20 protein-coding genes are annotated in these 16,573 nt (G+C 67.4%); 10 read left to right on the top strand and 10 right to left on the bottom strand.

Annotated elements, in window-relative coordinates; all coding sequences use genetic code 11:
- Window positions 1-20 precede the first annotated feature (20 nt).
- The 5 genes from JQX13_RS18680 to JQX13_RS18660 are packed head-to-tail and all read left to right on the top strand — an operon-like array spanning window position 21 to window position 4,522.
- Entirely contained in the window at window positions 21-347 is a 327-nt protein-coding gene (locus JQX13_RS18680) for a 2Fe-2S iron-sulfur cluster-binding protein (protein WP_203410330.1), read from the top strand.
- A gap of 51 nt (window positions 348-398) precedes the next feature.
- Window positions 399-1,631: a cytochrome P450 gene (locus JQX13_RS18675; protein ID WP_203410329.1), complete on the top strand. Its 1,233-nt coding sequence runs from the start codon at window positions 399-401 to the stop codon at window positions 1,629-1,631.
- A gap of 19 nt (window positions 1,632-1,650) precedes the next feature.
- Complete coding sequence (locus JQX13_RS18670) at window positions 1,651-1,788, top strand: hypothetical protein (RefSeq protein ID WP_203410328.1); 138 nt, start codon at window positions 1,651-1,653, stop codon at window positions 1,786-1,788.
- A gap of 30 nt (window positions 1,789-1,818) precedes the next feature.
- The gene (locus tag JQX13_RS18665; RefSeq protein WP_203410327.1) at window positions 1,819-3,057 is read left to right on the top strand and encodes a cytochrome P450; all 1,239 of its coding nucleotides are present in this window, start codon (window positions 1,819-1,821) and stop codon (window positions 3,055-3,057) included.
- Between the two features lie 10 nt (window positions 3,058-3,067).
- Window positions 3,068-4,522 carry a DHA2 family efflux MFS transporter permease subunit gene (locus JQX13_RS18660; RefSeq protein ID WP_203410326.1) on the top strand — a complete coding sequence of 485 codons (1,455 nt, stop codon included), beginning with the start codon at window positions 3,068-3,070 and terminating at the stop codon, window positions 4,520-4,522.
- 12 nt (window positions 4,523-4,534) lie between these two features.
- Here the strand turns inward: JQX13_RS18660 and JQX13_RS18655 are convergent, their stop codons facing one another.
- Both JQX13_RS18655 and JQX13_RS18650 read right to left on the bottom strand, forming a co-directional pair.
- Entirely contained in the window at window positions 4,535-5,098 is a 564-nt protein-coding gene (locus JQX13_RS18655; RefSeq protein WP_203410325.1) for a Uma2 family endonuclease, read from the bottom strand.
- Window positions 5,099-5,371: 273 nt separating this feature from the next.
- Window positions 5,372-5,689: a hypothetical protein gene (locus tag JQX13_RS18650; RefSeq protein WP_203410324.1), complete on the bottom strand. Its 318-nt coding sequence runs from the start codon at window positions 5,687-5,689 to the stop codon at window positions 5,372-5,374.
- A 179-nt stretch (window positions 5,690-5,868) separates the two neighbouring features.
- On the opposite strand from JQX13_RS18650, the gene JQX13_RS18645 reads away from it, so the two are divergent.
- Entirely contained in the window at window positions 5,869-6,375 is a 507-nt protein-coding gene (locus JQX13_RS18645; RefSeq protein WP_203410323.1) for a Spy/CpxP family protein refolding chaperone, read from the top strand.
- A 10-nt stretch (window positions 6,376-6,385) separates the two neighbouring features.
- On the opposite strand, the gene JQX13_RS18640 is transcribed toward JQX13_RS18645, so the two are convergent.
- The 3 genes from JQX13_RS18640 to JQX13_RS18630 form a co-directional block, all read right to left on the bottom strand.
- A complete protein-coding gene (locus JQX13_RS18640) occupies window positions 6,386-7,999 on the bottom strand; it encodes a glycine--tRNA ligase (protein ID WP_203410322.1) in 1,614 nt (537 codons plus the stop codon).
- 84 nt (window positions 8,000-8,083) lie between these two features.
- The gene (locus JQX13_RS18635; RefSeq protein ID WP_203410321.1) at window positions 8,084-8,785 is read right to left on the bottom strand and encodes a glutathione S-transferase N-terminal domain-containing protein; all 702 of its coding nucleotides are present in this window, start codon (window positions 8,783-8,785) and stop codon (window positions 8,084-8,086) included.
- A gap of 45 nt (window positions 8,786-8,830) precedes the next feature.
- Window positions 8,831-9,460 (bottom strand): TetR/AcrR family transcriptional regulator, encoded by a 630-nt coding sequence (locus tag JQX13_RS18630; RefSeq protein ID WP_203410320.1) that lies wholly within the window; start codon window positions 9,458-9,460, stop codon window positions 8,831-8,833.
- A gap of 139 nt (window positions 9,461-9,599) precedes the next feature.
- Here JQX13_RS18630 and JQX13_RS18625 point away from each other — a divergent pair, with 139 nt between their 5' ends.
- Entirely contained in the window at window positions 9,600-10,607 is a 1,008-nt protein-coding gene (locus JQX13_RS18625) for an aromatic ring-hydroxylating oxygenase subunit alpha (RefSeq protein WP_203410319.1), read from the top strand.
- A 60-nt stretch (window positions 10,608-10,667) separates the two neighbouring features.
- The gene (locus JQX13_RS18620; protein WP_203410318.1) at window positions 10,668-11,465 is read left to right on the top strand and encodes a TIGR00266 family protein; all 798 of its coding nucleotides are present in this window, start codon (window positions 10,668-10,670) and stop codon (window positions 11,463-11,465) included.
- Between the two features lie 33 nt (window positions 11,466-11,498).
- Here the strand turns inward: JQX13_RS18620 and JQX13_RS18615 are convergent, their stop codons facing one another.
- Complete coding sequence (locus JQX13_RS18615; RefSeq protein ID WP_203412083.1) at window positions 11,499-11,999, bottom strand: hypothetical protein; 501 nt, start codon at window positions 11,997-11,999, stop codon at window positions 11,499-11,501.
- Between the two features lie 34 nt (window positions 12,000-12,033).
- Window positions 12,034-12,534 carry a cupin domain-containing protein gene (locus JQX13_RS18610; protein WP_203410317.1) on the bottom strand — a complete coding sequence of 167 codons (501 nt, stop codon included), beginning with the start codon at window positions 12,532-12,534 and terminating at the stop codon, window positions 12,034-12,036.
- A gap of 142 nt (window positions 12,535-12,676) precedes the next feature.
- Here JQX13_RS18610 and JQX13_RS18605 point away from each other — a divergent pair, with 142 nt between their 5' ends.
- Window positions 12,677-14,023 carry a citrate synthase family protein gene (locus tag JQX13_RS18605; RefSeq protein WP_203410316.1) on the top strand — a complete coding sequence of 449 codons (1,347 nt, stop codon included), beginning with the start codon at window positions 12,677-12,679 and terminating at the stop codon, window positions 14,021-14,023.
- A complete protein-coding gene (locus JQX13_RS18600) occupies window positions 14,020-14,295 on the top strand; it encodes a hypothetical protein (protein ID WP_203410315.1) in 276 nt (91 codons plus the stop codon). The genes JQX13_RS18605 and JQX13_RS18600 overlap by 4 nt, the downstream gene beginning before the upstream one ends.
- A 106-nt stretch (window positions 14,296-14,401) precedes the next feature.
- Here the strand turns inward: JQX13_RS18600 and ychF are convergent, their stop codons facing one another.
- The 3 genes from ychF to JQX13_RS18585 form a co-directional block, all read right to left on the bottom strand.
- Window positions 14,402-15,511, bottom strand: coding sequence for a redox-regulated ATPase YchF (gene ychF / locus JQX13_RS18595; protein WP_203410314.1), 1,110 nt, complete (start codon window positions 15,509-15,511; stop codon window positions 14,402-14,404).
- A gap of 45 nt (window positions 15,512-15,556) precedes the next feature.
- A complete protein-coding gene (gene atpF, locus JQX13_RS18590; protein WP_203410313.1) occupies window positions 15,557-16,096 on the bottom strand; it encodes a F0F1 ATP synthase subunit B in 540 nt (179 codons plus the stop codon).
- A 133-nt stretch (window positions 16,097-16,229) separates the two neighbouring features.
- Window positions 16,230-16,460 carry an ATP synthase F0 subunit C gene (locus JQX13_RS18585; RefSeq protein WP_203410312.1) on the bottom strand — a complete coding sequence of 77 codons (231 nt, stop codon included), beginning with the start codon at window positions 16,458-16,460 and terminating at the stop codon, window positions 16,230-16,232.
- Window positions 16,461-16,573 lie beyond the last annotated feature (113 nt).

The raw sequence follows: 16,573 nt of genomic DNA, 5'->3' as shown, positions 1-16,573 counted from the left end.
AGGAACACCCAGGAAAACCCATGACGAAGATCAAATTCATCGAGGCGGATGGGAAGGAGCACCAGGTCGAGGCGCAGGAGGGCCAGTCCGTCATGCAGGCGGCGATGGACAACCTCGTGCCGGGCATCGTCGCCGAGTGCGGAGGCTTCGCCAGCTGCGCGACCTGCCACGGCTACGTCGATGAGGCCTGGCTGAAGAAGCTCCCCCCGCCCGATTCGGCGGAAGAGGGAATGATCTCGTGCGCCTACCACGTGCAACCCAACAGCCGGCTGACCTGTCAGATCAAGGTGACGCCCGCCCTGGATGGGCTGGTGGTCCGTCTTCCCGTCTCGCAGACGAGCGAGTGAGGACCGGACGGGTCCCCGCGCTTCCATCCCCGACAATCCGAGAGTCCAAACATGCACGCCGACAGCGGAAGCCAGAAGTTGGACAAGATTCCCGCGCACGTCCCACCGGAGCTGGTCTACGAATACGACATCTCCAGGGATCCTCGGATGTTGGAGGATCCGCACGCCCGGATGCGCTCCCTCATCCACGAGGCCCCGCCCATCTTCTTCTCCCCGTGTAATGGCGGCCAGTGGATGGTGACCCGCAAGAAGGCCATCATGGACATGACGCTGAACACGGAGGTCTTCAGCAGTCGCTCCACTGGCACAGGGGAAAACCCGGGGGAACACAAGGACCCGACGGGGGGTTTGACGCTGCTGCCCATCTCGGTGGATCCGCCGCAGCACACGATGTACCGGACGCCGCTCAACCAGCCTCTGTCGGCCAAATCCGTCGCCAGACTCGAGCCGGCGATCCGGGACATGACGAACGAGCTCATCGACAAGGTGCTCACCGCGGGACGCTGCGACTTCCTCCCGGACATCGCCGAGCCGCTGCCCGTCACATTGTTCATGAAGCTCGCGGGCATGCCGACCAACCGCCTGGCGGAGTTCCGTCACCTGGCCGCGCAGGCGGCGTCCCCCACGGTGGATCCCGCGACCCGCGCGGCGACCTTCAAACACATCGCGGGAATCCTGGCGGAGACCATCAAGGCCCGGCAGGAGAAGCGCGAGGATGACCTGATCAGCCATCTGCTCGACGCGAACCTCAACGGCCGCAACCCCGACTTCCATGAGATGTTGGGCTACAGCATCCTCCTGTTCCTCGGGGGACTGGACACCGTGGTGAATGCCCTGTGCTTTGGTGTCCGGCACCTGGCGAGAGATCAGGAGTTGCAGGCGAAGCTCCGGGCCGACCCCAGCCTCATCCCTGGAGCCATCGAGGAGCTGCTGCGGCTCTACGGCATTGTGTGCATGCCCCGGCATGTGGCGCGCGACGAGGTCTACCAGGGCGTCCAGTTCAAGAAGGGCGACACGGTGTTGTTGCTCCTGCCCGCGGCCAACTACGACGAAGCGGCGTTCGCCAACCCCGAGCAGTTCATCCTGGGCCGCAAGGAGCAGCACCAGACGTTCAACACGGGTCCGCACCGGTGCGTCGGTCTGAATCTGGCCCGCCTGGAGATGAAGGTCTTCTACCAGGAGTGGTTGAAGCGCGTGCCGCCGTTCCGGCTGGACCCCGAGAAGAAGCCTCGCTTCATCGGTGGCTACACCCTGGCGCTCACGAGCCTGCCGCTGGTCTGGTAGGAGCCAGAAACCGCGGAGGGTGGGACGCTCCACCTCCGCCGTCCACCCTGAAGACAAACAAGTCATCGCCGCGGTCGTCATCGACCGCCCCGCGAAGCTCATGACCACACGACGTCTGGTTTCGAGCCGGGCGGAGGCGGACGTCATCGCCGCTTGAATATTCTCCAGCAGTCAGAAAGGTTCGAACATGAGTTCCTTTAGCGGAAAGAAATTGGACAAGATTCCCGCGCACGTCCCGCCGGAGCTGGTCTACGAATACGACAACGCCAGGGATCCGCGGATGCTCGAGGATCCGCACGCCCGGATGCGCTCCCTCATCCTCGAGGCCCCGCCCATCTTCTTCACCCCGTACAATGGTGGCAACTGGGTGGTGACCCGGAAGAAGGCGATCGTGGACATCACGATGAACCCGGAGGTCTACAGCAACGCCTTCCTCGTCTCGGGGCACGCGGAGGAACACTCGGGGGAACACAAGGACTCGCAGCCTGGCTTGATGATGCTGCCCATCGCGGCGGATCCGCCGCAGCACACGATGTACCGGGCGCCGCTCAACCAGCCGCTGTCGGCCAAGTCCGTCTCCGGACTCGAGACGGCGATCCGGGACATGACGAACGAGCTCATCGACAAGGTGCTCGCCGCGGGACGCTGCGACTTCCTCCCGGACATCGCCGAGCCGCTGCCCGTCACGTTGTTCATGAAGCTCGCGGGCATGCCGACCAACCGCCTGGCGGAGTTCCGTCACCTGGCCACGCAGGCGACGTCCTCCACGGTGGATCCCGCGACCCGCGCGGGTGTCTTCAAGAGCATCGCGGGAATCCTGGCGGAGACCATCAAGGCCCGGCAGGAGAAGCGCGAGGATGACCTGATCAGCCATCTGCTCGACGCGAACCTCAACGGCCGCAACCCCAACTTCCATGAGATGCTGGGCTACAGCATCGCCCTGTTCCTCGGAGGGCTGGAGACCGTGGTGAATGCCCTGAGCTTCGGCGTCCGGCACCTGGCGAGAGATCAGGAGCTGCAGGCGAAGCTCCGGGCCGACCACAGCCTCATCCCCGGAGCCATCGAGGAGCTGCTGCGGCTCTATGGCATCGCATCCACGGTCCGGCAGGTGATGCGGGACGAGGTCTGCCATGGCGTCCAGTTCAAGAAGGGCGACACGGTGTCGTTGCTCCTGCCCGCGGCCAACTACGACGACGAGGCGTTCCCCAACCCCGAGCAGTTCATCATCGGCCGCAAGGAGCAGCACCAGACGTTCAACACGGGTCCGCACCGGTGCGTCGGTCTGAATCTCGCCCGCCTGGAGATGAAGGTCTTCTACCAGGAGTGGTTGAAGCGCGTACCGCCATTCCGGCTGGACCCCGAGAAGAAGCCCCAGTTCGTGGGTGGCTTCAACCTGGGAATCACGAGCCTGCCGCTGGTCTGGTAATACGAGTCCCATGAACCCATCAGAAGAGTCACGAGCCATCCGATTCTGGCCGTTCATGTTCGCCCTCTTCGTCGGGTCGTTCATGTCCGTGCTGAGCTCCAGCACGATCACGATCGCCATCCCCGAGTTGCAGAGATATTTCGGTGCCGAGCTCTCCGTGCTGCAGTGGACCCTGACGGGCTTCATGCTCGCCATGGGCACGAGCGCGCCGCTCACCGGTTATCTCGGCGGACGCTTCAGTTTCAAATGGCTGTACGTGGCAAGTCTGGTGGGTTTCACCCTGGCGTCCGTGCTGTGTGGGCTGGCCTGGGATACGCGCTCGCTCGTGGTCTTCCGGTTCATCCAGGGCGCTTTCTGTGGCGCCATCATGCCCGTGACCATGACGCTCATCTACCAGCTCCTCCCCCGGGAACAGCAGGCGCTGGCCGCCAGTCTCTGGAGCCTGGCGGCCAGCCTCGCTCCCGCGTTCGGGCCGACCTTCGCGGGCTGGTTGATTACCCTGGGCAACTGGCGGTGGTTGTTCTTCGTCAACGTCCCGCTCGGCCTCGTCGCCGTGGGCCTGGCCGTGCGGACCATTCCCTTCTACCGCCTGCAGGCCCCGAAGGCGTTCGATCTCCCCGGACTGCTCACCGTCATCACCGGCACCCTGTCGCTCCTGATCGCCCTGAGCCAGGGGCGGGGCTGGGGGTGGATGGATGTGAAGACCGTGTCCCTGTTCATGCTCGGGACGCTGTCATTGATCGTCTTCGTCGCCAGGGAATTGAAGACGAGCGCTCCGCTGCTCGATCTGCGAGTGCTCGCCAACGGCCGCTATCTGGTGACGCTGATCATCTCGAGCATCATCACCATCAGCCTGTATTCGGGCGCGTTCCTCGTGCCCGTGTTCCTGCAGAAGGTCCAGGGCGTGACGCCGCTCGAGACCGGATTGATCCTCCTTCCGGCCTCCCTGGCCATGGCGCTCTTGATGCCCCTGGTCGGGCGCATGTATGGCCCGCTCGGGCCGAGCACGCTCATGACGGCCGGCGTCCTGTTGATCGCGGGGGGGACGTTCGCCTTGAGCCGTCTGACGCCGGACGTTCCACGCTTCTACATGGTGATGTGGATGGTGGTGCGGAACGTGGGGATCTCCCTCTCCATGATGCCGGCCAGCAACGCGGGCATGGAGCAGATTTCACGCGAGCTGAGCGGCCACGCCTCCTCCATCAGTAACTGGTTGCGAAACGTGTTCGGGGCGTTCTCGATCGCCATCTTCACGTCGCTCCTGTCCACCTTCACGGCCCGGGAGGCGCAGGAGCTCGTGCGGCAGGGGATGACGGAGCGCAGCCGCATCGAGTTGTTCTCGTTCGTGGAGGGCATCAACGACGTCTACCTGGTCGCCACGATCATCGCGCTGGTGGCGGTGCCCCTCAGCCTGGGGATCCGCAAGCACCGGGCGGTACTCGCGGCCTCCGCGGAAGCACGGTAGGGATTTGGGGGCTCAGCGCCCCTTCTCCTCGCCCCAGAGGAAGGCCAGCTCCAGCTCGAACGCCTCGAAGGGCTCGGCGCGCACGTTGACGGGGCCGGAATGCGTGACGAGCAGCCTGTAGCTCGCCCCATCCAGCCGGAACACCTCCAACGTGTGGGCCTCCGGATCCATCAGCCAGACGTGCCGCACGCTCTCGCGTGCGTACACCGGCAACTTGCTGGCCCGGTCCAGCGCCACGGTCGAGGGGGACAGCACCTCGCACACCCAGTCCGGGGCGAGCGTGAAGGCCGCGGTGCGGGGAGGGCGCGGCATCCGCTCGCGGCGCCACCCGGCCAGATCTGGCACCAACACATCCTCGCCCAGGTGCAGCTCCGGCTCGTCGAGCAGGAGCCACCCTCCGGGGCCACCCCGCCCTCGGTCGAACGGGCCCGTCAGCTCGCCACCCAACCGGGACGCCGCCACCGTATGAGGGGCCGCAGGCCGCGGGCTGACGTGCAGCTCCTTATCGATGAGCTCTCCCACCACATTCGCCGGGAGCGCCTCCAGGTCCGCGTAGGTGGCCGGTCTCTGTCCCATTTCTTCCCCATGTTCCCCGACGCCCATCTCCGTTTCCATGAGGAGAGAGCATGACACCCGGGACTGACCTTCCAGAGTACATCCCGGCTCCTTCCCTCCCAGGTTGCTCTCGCGGGAGGTGGAGTGCAAGGCACATAGGGACCGAGGTGTCCGCCCTGGCTCAGTAGAGGTCGAGGACTTCGTACTCGGCCGTCACCGAGTCGTGCGGCCCGTACAACGTCAGCTTCTTCCCCGGTTCGAGAGGCTCGTAAATCGACAAGGGAAAGGCCTGACTCAGCGAAACATGGAAGCCCGAGAGCCCCCCTCCACCTGCTTCAGCGGAGGCTCCAGCACCAACGTGAACGAGACTTCACCACCGCGCAGGTTCCTCAGGACCAGGACCGTCCCCTCGCGCAGCCGCCCATCCTCCCCCGAGGGTCCGAGGGCGAGGTTCTCGAGGGTGGCGAGGGTCCTCTTCGTCTTCTCGAGTACGGACGTCTCGAGCTCGAGCAACGCGGCCCTGTTCTGCGGTGCCCAACCGGCCGAGAGCAGATGGGCCTGGACGACCTTCGACTCGGCGGCGGCGAGGGCCTTCTCGAGCTCCTTCAGCAAGACGTCTCTGAGAAGCGCCTTGTCCAGGAGAGAGGGAGCGCTCGGAACGGAGGGCCGGCCGCAACGACATACTCCGTAACGGTTGCGAAATGTTCGCGGCACGTGCGCGGCGCATCTTCCTCTGCGTCAGCCTGGATTCCCCAGGCACGCAGTCATCCATGAACGAGGAGTCTCGCACCATGAACCGTCCCGTCCTTGCGCTGTGCCTCTTGCTTCCACTGCTCGCCACGGCCCAGACCCAGACGGCGCCGTCCGCGAACGAGCCCCACGGGCCCCCTCCCCGCTTCGCTCACAAATCGTCGGTGGCGCTGCTGCTCGAGCACAGCCAGGACCTGGCGCTCACGAGCGCGCAGGTCTCCGAGCTGGAGCGCATCGAGGCCACCCTCACCGAGCAGAGTGCCCCTCTGAAGCAGTCCCTGGAGTCGCTGCGCCCGCCCCGGGGCGAGCGGCGTCCCACGCCCGGCCAGGCGCCCACGGAGGAGATGCACGCCCGAAGGGAGCAGGCGCACGGCCTCATGAAGCAGCTACACGACGCGGACACGGCGGCGTACCAGCAGGCCGAGGCACTGCTGAGCGACGCCCAGAAGATGACGGCGCGCGAGCTCATCGCCGAGGAGCAGCAGGCGCATGAGCAGCGCCGGCGGGAGATGCACCAGCGCATGGGGGGTCAGCCGCGCGAGCGCTGACGCGAGCCCTCTACTGCATCTTCTCTCGCAGGTAGGTCTCGAGCTCGGAGATGGCGACGCGCTCCTGCGCCATGCTGTCGCGGTGGCGCACGGTGACGGTGTCCTTGAGGGCCGTGTCCTTGCCCTCACCGAGCGTGTCGAAGTCGACCGTGATGCAGAACGGCGTGCCGATTTCGTCCTGGCGCCGGTAGAGCTTTCCAATCGCGCCGGTGTCGTCGTAGACGATGCGCATCGCGCCGGTCGACTGGAGCTTCCTGCGGATGATCTTCGCGGTGCTGACGATCTCCGGGTGGTTCTTCTTGAGCGGAAGCACCGCCACCTTGATGGGCGCCAGGTGCGGCTTGAAGTGCAGCACCGTCCGATAGAACTCGTCGACCACCGGGTCCACCTGGCCGCGCAGCTTCTTCGCCACCTCGATGCTCTCCGCGCCGGGCATCGACAGGAGCCCCGCGATGGACGGCAGCCGCTCGCCGAGCGCCTGGGCGATCCGCTCGCCCTCGGCGATGAGGGCCTCCTTCGCCTGGGCCGGAATCTTCTCATTGCGGCCCACCGACTTGAGGAACGTGCCGAGCGCCTCTTCCACCGGCTTCAGGCGGTCCGCCGGGGCGGGCTTCACCTGCTCCTCCGCGTAGGCCTCGCTCAAGAGCGCGAGCACCCCGCGATCCACGCCGGCCGACGGCTCGATGACGAAGGGCACCACGTGCTGCTTCGTCTCGGGGTCGAAGTACGAGAGCTTGTCGGTGCTGTGCGAGTTGGGGCTGACGCGCGCCTTCAACCCGAGCGAGCCCTGGTCCTTGCTGTGCGAGCCCAGGTCGTAGTCGGTGCGGTTGGCGATGCCCTCGAGCTCTTCCAGACCGTGCGGGAAGCGGTAGAGCAGGTCCACCGTCGCCTTGGCGTAGTGGGCGAGCTCCTCGGGCTTCTGGTGGTACGGCACGAGGTTCTCCCGGGACAGGCCCACGGACAGCCACCAGTTGATCCGATCCTCCACCCACTTCTTGTGCCACCCCTCGTCCTCACCCGGGCGGACGAAGAACTCGATCTCCATCTGCTCGAACTCGCGGACGCGGAAGATGAAGTTGCGCGGGGTGATTTCGTTGCGGAACGCCTTGCCGATCTGCGCGATGCCGAACGGGAGCTTGCGCGACGTGGAGTCGAGGACGTGCTTGAAGTTGACGAAGATGCCCTGCGCGGTCTCGGGCCGCAGGTACGAGAACGACTCGGGGTCCGGCACCGGGCCGATCTGCGTCTTGAACATCAGGTTGAACGGACGCGGCTCGGTGAGCTCCGTCGACGCGCAGTTGGGGCACTTGCCGGAGATCTGATCCGCGCGCCACCGCATCTTGCAGTTCTTGCAGTCGACCATCGGGTCCACGAAGGTCTCTTCGTGGCCGGAGTAGCGCCAGGTCAGCTTGTTCATGAGGATCGCCGCGTCGATCCCCTCCATGTCCTCGCGCTCCCAGACGTTGGCGCGCCACCAGGCGAGCTTGAGGTTGTTCTTCAGCTCGACGCCGAGCGGACCGTAGTCGTAGGTCCCCTGAAGACCGCCGTAGACCGCCGAGCCAGGAAAGATGAATCCCCGGCGCTTACACAGGGAAACCAACTGCTCCATCGTCTGCGCGGCCATCGGTGTATCGCTCCTTCACATGCCAGATTGGCGAGGGGTGGCAGCCTACACCGATTGGAAGACGAGGTGCGTTCGTGGCGGAGGTCAGCGCGGTGCGCCGTAGGTCTTCTCCAGGTAGGCGACGATGTCGGCGGACTCGAACATCGCCGTGCCGGTGTTGGGATCGGAGAGGAAGGGGACCATCATCCGGCCCGAGCGAGCGACGAAGTCCGGGCGGCGTGGGCTGCCATTGGCCACGTTGTGCAGCAGGTACGGCAACTCCAGCCGGCAGAGCGCCTCGCGGACGATGCGACAGTAGGGGGACGCCTCGTAGCTCCACAGCTCCAGCGGCTGCGCCGGGGCGCGGCTCGGCCGGGCCAGCGCACCACCGAACCCACGTGACCACGACGCGAGTACGGAGCCGACCATGGTGAGCGGCCCGAGCGCCAACGCGATGGGCACCCTGCCATCACCATACGTCTCGAAGAGGTATCGAACGATGGCGTTGGACTCGTACATGCGCTGACCGGTGTTCGGGTCCACGAGATAGGGGAACTGCTGCTTGCCGCCCAGTTCCACGGCGCGAGGGCGGAAGCGGGTGCCGCCCTTGGGGCATGGGTAGATGAAGGCCTCCAGGTCGAGCAGGCTGAGGGCCTCGCGGACCTTGCGGCAGAAGGGGCAGTTCTCGAACTCGTAGAGCTCCAGCGGCTTCTCGGGGCGCCTGCCGAGCGCGCTCACGCGCATGCCCAGCCCGAGCCGGGCCACGCTGGCGACATAGGACGTCGTCACATCCACGGTGCGGTTCATTTCGCCATCCTTCCCCTGGTGGGGCTTCTCCGTCGTGCGCTCTCTTTACTCGGGAGACACGACGTAGGCGCGGAGGAACGTCTCCAGGTGGTCCTCCAGGAAGCGCTCCACGTTCAGCGGTCGGCAGTTCGCCCCCGAGAGCTGCACCTGGTGCAGCAGCCCGAGCACCACCGGGCACACCAGCTCCAGCGCGGCGTGGCGCACGTCACAGTGCCGCAACTCCCCGTCCGCGATGTGCCGCGACAGCCGCGCCTCCGCCGCCTGGAGCGTGGGCTCCAGCAACTCCTTCACGTACACCGGCCCGAGCGTCTCGTGGCCCACGCCCGCGGTGAGCCCGAAGGCATGCACCGCTCCCACCCCCATGCGCCAGCCCGTGAGGAGTGACTCGAGGAACCACTGGAGCGACTCCCGAACCGGGCCTCGTATCTCCGTGGCCGCGGCGAGCAGGTACGGCAGGCCCCGCCGGTGCATGTCCGCCATCACATCCGCCAGCAGGGCCTCGCGCGAGCCGAAGTAGTGCCGCAGTGTGGCCACACTCACCCCAGCCACCTCGGCGAGCTCCCGGAAGCTCGTCTGGGCCCCGTCCGAAGCGAGCAGACGCAAGCGAACCTCCTCGAGCAGACGCTCCCGCTCCTTCTCGTAGTCCGCGTTGCGGCTTCCCTTCATCCGGGCCATGTGGATTGAATAATCCAAATGGGGTATGGAATCCACCTCCTGGGAGTCCACCCGCCGATGTCCCGCCTGATTTCGACTTGAAATTAAATAAGCCAGTCTGAATATTCTATCCAGCGTGGGGGACGTGCTGGAGGACACCATGTTGGACGGTTTCGCCGACGAGGGCATCGCGAACCTGTGGACGCCGGTGGCGATGTCGAAAGAGGTGGGCAAGGCGCCACTCGGGCTGACGCTCGCCTCGGAGCGCATCGTGCTCTTCCGGGACAACGAGGGCCGGGTGTCGGCGCTGCACGACCGGTGCCCTCACCGGGGCGTGAAGCTGTCCCTCGGGAAGGTGGGCAAGGACGGGTGCCTGGAGTGTCCCTTCCACGGGTGGCGCTTCGCGTCGGGCGGCTCGTGCACGCACATCCCGCTCAACCCCATGCCCCAGGAGAAGCGCCAGCGCTTCTCCGCCACCGCCTTCCCCGTGCAGGAGCGTGGCGGCCTCATCTGGCTCTATACGCATCCGGGCACGGAGGCCCCGGAAGAGCTGTCCATGCCCTCGGTGATGGAGCAGCCCGGCATCCACGTGTGGCACTACGCCGAGACGTGGAACGCGCACTGGACGCGGGCGATGGAGAACATGCTGGACTCGCCGCACCTGCCCTTCGTGCACCGGCGCACCATTGGCGGAAGTCTGTGGCGGCGGATGAAGCCGGACTCGAAGATGGAGATGGAGGAGCACCCCACGCCCACGGGCTTCCGCACCTCGTGGAGCCTGGACGGAGGGCCCTCGTCCGCGGCGCTGGAGTGGCTACGGCCCAATGGCATGGCGCTGCACATCCCCATCCCGAATCGCCTCATGCGCCTGCACATGTGGTGCGTGCCGGTGGATGCGACCCATACGCGGATGATGCTGGTGAGCACGCGTGACTTCCTGAAGCTCCAGCCGCTCGCGGCCGTGCTCGATCGCTACAACAAGCGCATCCTTCGCGAGGACCAGGCGGTGGTGGAGTCGAGCGATCCCGTCGAGTCGCCGCCGGTCTCCGAGGAGCGCAGCGTGGCGACGGACCGGGCCACGCTGGCCTTCCGCCGCTGGTACCTCGAGCGCAAGAAACTCGGCGGGCGAGAGTCCACGGGTGCGGAGCTGGCGCCACTGGCGAGTTGAAGTGCCAGCGCTCCTGGTTATGGTTCGCGCGTCTCTTTTCCCGACGGAGGGACCCCAACCATGGCGCAGATGCACGAGGTGGATTTCCGTATCCACGGCAGCGAGATGCAGTTCGTGGAGGTAGAGCTGGACCCGAACGAGGCGGCGGTGGCCGAGGCGGGTGGGCTCATGTACATGGAGGACGGCATCGAGATGGAGACCGTCTTCGGTGACGGCTCCGAGAAGAAAAGCGGCTTCTTCGGCGCGTTGATGGGCGCGGGAAAGCGGCTGCTGACGGGCGAGTCCCTCTTCATGACCGTCTTCCACAACCGCGGGAGCGGCAAGCGGAAGGTGGCCTTCGGCGCGCCCTACCCCGGGAAGATCATCCCGGTGAAGCTCGGGGAGATGGGAGGAGAGCTCATCACCCAGAAGGACAGCTTCCTGGCGGCGGCGAAGGGCGTGTCGGTGGGCATCGCCTTCCAGCGGAAGCTGGGCACGGGCCTGTTCGGCGGCGAGGGCTTCATCATGCAGCGCCTGCAGGGGGATGGACTGGCCTTCATCCACGCGGGCGGCACGGTGTACTCACGAGACCTGAAGCCGGGCGAGGTGCTGCGGGTGGACACGGGCTGCATCGTCGCCTTCCAGCCGACGGTGGACTACGACATCCAGATGGTGGGCGGCATCAAGACGGCCTTCTTCGGAGGCGAGGGTCTCTTCTTCGCCACGCTGCGAGGCCCGGGCAGGGTGTGGTTGCAGTCACTGCCGCTGAGCCGGCTGGCCGGGCGCATCCTCTCCGCGGCGACGCCGGGCGGCGCGCGCGGTGAGGGCAGTGTGCTGGGCGGAGTGGGGCTCGGCGGACTCCTGGGCGACGACGAGTAGCGTGGCCGGCCTGGAACGACTCCAGGCCGCGGCTCAGCGCTTCTCCATCATGCGCTCCAGCGCATCGCGGTTGTAGGGCTGGAAGAAGCGCTCGCGCAGGAGCCGAGGGAGCGCGCGCTTCTCCACGCACAGCAACTGGAGCGCGTCGTTCCACTCGCCGAGCACGGTGACGGCGCGCACGTCCGGGGCTTCTAGGTAGAGGTCGTTGAGGTTGTGCACGAGCGCCGCGAGGTCCTCCACCTCCCAGCGCTCGGACGTCTCGCCCGCGAGGACGTGGAGTTCCAGGACGGGGCGCTCGCGCACGTCGACGACCTTGAAGCGCCGCGCGGCCCCGCCCATGGCCAGCGTGAGAGGCCCCACGAGCTCATCGGGCCGCACGCCGAACGACACGGTGAGGCCGCCCTCGAGGAGACCCACGTCGCACAGGCGCAGGAGGGAGACATGAGGAGGCTCCGCGGGGTTGAGCACCTCCCGGGCCGCGTCCCGGTCCTTGAGGAGGCGCGAACGTTCGAGCGAGTCGAGGAGGGAGGCCATGGGACGCGAGGGTGCCACGGCGTCTCCCCAGGGCTCAACCCTCCTCGCCGTCCCAGTAACCCACCTGAGCGGTCAGGGGCAGGTAGGCCTCGAGGGTGCGCGCGGCCTTGTTGCCCCCGGGAGCGGCCCCGGCGAGCACGCCCACCTTGTTGGAGTCCGGGTACACGATGACGTCGGGCTCGAGCATGGTGGAGAAGGCGAGGTAGCGCAGCGGCTGCTCCCCGTCGTTGATGAGCTGGTGCGCGCACGCGGGCCCGGCGGGGAGCGCGACGTAGTCCCCTGCCTTCACGGGTACGGTCTCGTCGCCGAGCCGCAGCTTGCCGGAGCCCTCGAGGAAGAAGAGGGCCTCCTCATTGGCGAGGTGGTAGTGGCGGGGCCAGGACTGTTTGCCAGGGAGGAGCTCGAGGAGGCTGCACCCGAGCTTCTGTCCATGGGCGGCGGCTCCGAGCTGCTTGCGGCGGATGGCGACGCGGGAGCCACGGGTGGTCTCGGTCCAGGGGAGGTCCTGCGAGTTGACGATGTGGTGATGAGCCATGACGGGGATGAACTCCCTCTCCCTCTGGGAGAGGGCTGGGGTGAGGGTCTACGCCCGGGTGGGCATGGTGGTCCAGCGCCTGGCGACGCATCTCGACGTGTCATCGAGTCGAGTCGACAATGCGCTCTGGGAGACAAAACGAATGGTTAAGGCGAGGGAGCCGAAGGCTCAATCTCGATTCGACAGTCGACATGAGGAGTTGCTGTCCGCGGCGGAGGCGGCACAGCTGCTGGGGGTGAAGCGGGCGACGCTCTACACGTACGTGAGCCGGGGCCTGGTGCGGTGCGTGCCCGAGCCGGGGACGAAGGAGAACCGGTACGTCCGGGCGGACCTCGAGCGGCTGAAGGCCCGGCACGACGCGCGGGCGGGGCACGCGGCGGTGGCGGCGGGAGCGCTGCGCTGGGGCGAGCCCGTCATCGACTCGGCGGTGTCGACGGTGGGGACGGAGGGACTGGCGTACCGGGGCCATGCGGCGGTGCGGCTCGCGGTGGAGGGGCGGAGCCTCGAGGACGTGGCGGAGCTGCTCTGGACGGGAGCCCTGCCAACGGAGCCGGTGCGATGGCCCTCGCCGGAGCTGCCCTTCGCGCCCTCGGCGGTGGCGGAGTTGTTGCCGAAGCGCTCGCCGCCGCTAGCGGTGCTGCTGGCGGTGGTGCCACTGCTGGGGGCCTGGGACGAGGTGCGCTTCGCGGCTCCGGCGGAGCAGGAGCGGCTGCGGGGGCAACGCCTGCTGCGGCACCTGGCGGCCTGGGTGTGCGCCGCGCATGCACCGGGGCGAGTGGCCAGGGCCCTGAGGGAGGAGACGGTAGCGGCCTCGCTGGCGGTGGCCTGGGGCGCGACGGCGAAGCGGGCGCCGGAGGTGTTGAACCGGGCGCTGGTGCTGTGCGCGGATCATGAGCTGAACGTGTCCACCTTCGCTGCGCGGGTGACGGCATCGTCGGGAGCGGATCTGTATGCGTGCGTGAGCGCGGCACTGGCGGCGCTCTCGGGTCCGAAGCACGGGGGCGCGTGCGATCGCATCGAGGCGCTATTGCAGGAGGTGGGCAAGCCAGAGCGGGCACGCACGGTGGTGCACGAGCGCCTGCGGCGGGGCGAGTCGGTGCCGGGCTTCGGCCACAGGCTGTATCCGGAGGGAGATCCCCGCACGCCGCCGTTGCTGGAGGCGGCGTATGCGTTCCGTCCGGAAACGCCAGGCGTGCGGATGCTGCGAGCGGTGGAGGAGACGATGCGCGAGGCGGGGCACCCTGCACCGACGGTGGACTTCGGGCTGGTGGCGCTGGCATCGGCGCTGGAGTTGCCCCCGGGAGCGGCGGCGGCGCTGTTCGCGGTGGGGCGCGCGGCGGGCTGGGTGGCGCACGTGCTGGAGCAGCGTGAGCAGGGACACGTGCTTCGCCCAAGGGCTCGCTACGTGGGGGCAGCTGTCACCGGGCGCACGGCGAATGACAATGCGCTGGACTCCGCTCCCCGCGCGCCCTACCGGAGCACTCCATGAGCCCCTTCCTGCGCCTCCAGCTGGTGCTGCTGCTCGGTAACCTCGCCTTCATCGCCGCCTGGGCCGTGGCCCTCACCCGCCCCCCGGGCTGGCAGTGGATTGGCGTGGTCCTGCTCGCGTTCTTCGTCGTCGTGCGCGTGGGCGGCATGTGGCTGCGCGCCCGGAAGTACCCCGACGAGGGTCGCTCCCGCCGCGCCGCCATCCTCTCCACCTTCGTCGCCGCGCTCGCCGTTGGCCTGTGGGTCTATACCGCCCTGCGTGGGGCTCCGTAGCTCTCGTGCCCCCGCCAAGCGAAGAGGGTGCCCGGGACCTCCTCGGTCCTCATGGCACCCTCTCGTAGACCCTCACCCCGTCCCTCTCCCAGGGGGAGAGGGGTGGTTACACGTTGAAGCGGAAGTGCATGCAGTCACCGTCCTGCACCACGTACTCCTTGCCTTCCACTCGCAACAGGCCCTTCTCCTTCACCGCCGACTCGCTCCCGTACTTGATGAGGTCTTCCCACCTCATCACCTCGGCCTTGATGAAGCCGCGCTCGAAGTCCGAGTGGATGACCCCCGCCGCCTGCGGCGCTTTGTCACCCTTGTGGATCGTCCACGCCCGGCACTCCTGCTCGCCCACCGTGAAGTACGTCTGCAGGCCCAGCAGCTTGTAGCCCTCTCGCACCACCTTGTGCAGACCCGGCTCCGTCAGGCCCGCGCTCTCCAGGAAGCCCGGACGCTCCTCCTCGGGCAACTGCTGGATCTCCGACTCCATCGCCGCCGCCAGCACCACCACCCCCGCGCCCTCCTTCGCCGCCATCTCCCGCACCGCCTTCACGTACGGGTCGGCGTCCTCCTTGCCGATCTGCTTCTCGCTGATGTTCGCCACGTACAGCACCGGCTTGTCCGTCAGCAGGAAGAGCTCGCGGATGGCCGCATGCTCTTCGGCCGTCAGCTTCTGCCCGCGCACCGTGATGCCCGAGTCCAGCCCCGCCTTGACGCGGTCCAGCAGCGCCAGCTCGGCCTTGGCCTCGTCGCCCGCCTTGCCGCCCATCTTCGCGTTCTTCTGCGCGCGCTCGCGGCGCTTCTCCACCGTCTCCAGGTCCTTCAGGCAGAGCTCGGTGTCCACCACGTCCCGGTCTCGCACCGGATCCACGCCGCCCTCGACGTGGGTGATGTTGTCGTCCTCGAAGCAGCGCAGCACGTGCAGCACCGCGTCCACCTGGCGGATGTTGGCCAGGAACTGGTTGCCCAGTCCCTCGCCCTTCGAGGCGCCACGCACCAGGCCCGCGATGTCCACGAACTCGAGCGAGGTGGGGATCTTCTTGAGCGGCTTCACCAGCGCCGTCAGCTTCTCCAGCCGATCGTCCGGCACCGGCACCACGCCCACGTTGGGCTCGATGGTGCAGAACGGGTAGTTGGCCGCCTGGGCCCCCGCCGCCGAGAGCGCGTTGAAGAGGGTGGACTTGCCCACGTTGGGCAGACCGACGATGCCGATGGAAAGCGCCATATTGGATTCCTGAACAGCGGTACGCGGACCCGGAAATCCGGTCGGCTACGCCCGAGGCGTGGACGAGCCCTTGGCCGGCAGGCCCTGCACGAACTGCTCCGCCAGCGCGCGCTGCTTGCTGTCGTCCATGCGCTCGTTGATGAGCTTGCCCGCCACATCCATGGCCAGGTCCACCGCCATGGCCTTCACCTCGGCGATGGCCTTGGACTTCTGCTCCTGGATTTCACGCTGCGCGGACGCCTTGAACTCGTCGGCCTCCTTGCGGCTCCTGGCCATCAGCTCCTCGCGGAACTTCTCCACCTCCTGCTGGTTGCGGCGGAGCATCTCCTGGGCCTCGCGGCGGGCCTCGGCGATGGCCGTCTTCTGCTCGGCGAGCAGCTTCTCGGCCTCGGCGCGCTCACGCTTGGCCGCCTCGATGGAGCTGGCGATCTGCTTCTCGCGCTCCTCCACGAGCGACAGGATGGGGCCCCAGGCCTTCCAGCGCAGGATGAGGGCCACGATGATGAAGGTGACGAGGGTCCAGAAGATGAGGCCCGGGCGGACCTCCACGAAGCTGCTGGCGGCGAGAACGTTGGGCAGGAGCATGGCGGCCTTCGGAGGTACGGCGTCAGGGTTACGGCGGTACGGCCAGAAACGGTTCTACGGATGCTGCGAGGGCCGGCGCTCCCCGCCAGAAGCGAGAAAGCGCCGGACCCGGGGTCCTACTCGACGGCCTGAATCAGACCTTGATGGCGAGCAGGATGCAGACGACCAGCGCGAACAGCGTGGCGCCTTCGATGAGGGCCGCGGCGATGATCATGGTGGTGCGGATGTCACCGCCGGCGGCCGGCTGACGGCCCGTGGCGTCCATGGCGGCGGCGGCCAGACGGCCGATGCCCAGGGCGGCGCCGATGATGGAGAGGCCGGCACCGATACCGGCGGCGAGGAAGGCGAGAGCGACGTTGGTCATGGGAGTGCTTCTTCTTTCTTCGGAGGGGACCCGCTTGTGGGGGGGTCGTTGCTGCCCTTTGGGACGACCTCCGGCGACCTTTCGAATCGCCGGGTACTCACCGGGGCCCCGGA

Source organism: Archangium violaceum, assembly GCF_016859125.1.
GTDB lineage: Bacteria > Myxococcota > Myxococcia > Myxococcales > Myxococcaceae > Archangium > Archangium violaceum_A.
The sequence above is the reverse complement of the archived record's forward strand: the minus strand, read 5'-3'. Positions and strand labels throughout refer to the sequence as shown.